1 protein-coding gene is annotated in these 710 nt (G+C 64.6%); it reads right to left on the minus strand.

Going from position 1 to position 710, the window contains the following annotated elements; all coding sequences use genetic code 11:
* Positions 1-710, minus strand: a 710-nt coding sequence (locus tag IF88_RS0139640) for an adenosylhomocysteinase (protein WP_030724460.1), incomplete at both ends; no start/stop codon positions are given.

The raw sequence follows: 710 nt of genomic DNA on the forward strand, positions 1-710 counted from the left end.
GTGGTGAGGCGGACGCCGAGGGCGTCGAGGTGGAGGCGCGCGACCTTCTCGTCGAGGTGCTTCGGCAGCACGTAGACCTCGGTCGGGTACTCCTCGGGCTTGGTGAAGAGCTCGATCTGGGCCAGGGTCTGGTCCGCGAAGGAGTTCGACATCACGAAGGACGGGTGCCCGGTCGCGTTGCCCAGGTTCAGCAGCCGGCCCTCCGACAGCACGATCAGGACCTTGCCGTCGGGGAACTTCCACGTGTGGACCTGCGGCTTGACCTCGTCCTTGACGATGCCCTCGATCTTCGCGAGACCGGCCATGTCGATCTCGTTGTCGAAGTGACCGATGTTGCCCACGATGGCCTGGTGCTTCATCTTGGCCATGTCGGCGGCCATGATGATGTCCTTGTTGCCGGTCGTCGTGATGAAGATGTCCGCCGTCTCGACGACATCGTCGAGGGTGGCGACCTGGTAGCCGTCCATCGCCGCCTGCAGCGCGCAGATGGGGTCGATCTCGGTGACGATGACGCGGGCGCCCTGACCGCGCAGCGACTCCGCGCAGCCCTTGCCGACATCGCCGTAACCGAAGACCACGGCCGTCTTGCCGCCGATGAGGACGTCGGTGGCACGGTTGATGCCGTCGATCAGCGAGTGACGGCAGCCGTACTTGTTGTCGAACTTCGACTTCGTCACCGCGTCGTTCACGTTGATCGCCGGGAACAGCAG

This window comes from Streptomyces sp. NRRL F-2580, assembly GCF_000720115.1.
GTDB lineage: Bacteria > Actinomycetota > Actinomycetes > Streptomycetales > Streptomycetaceae > Streptomyces.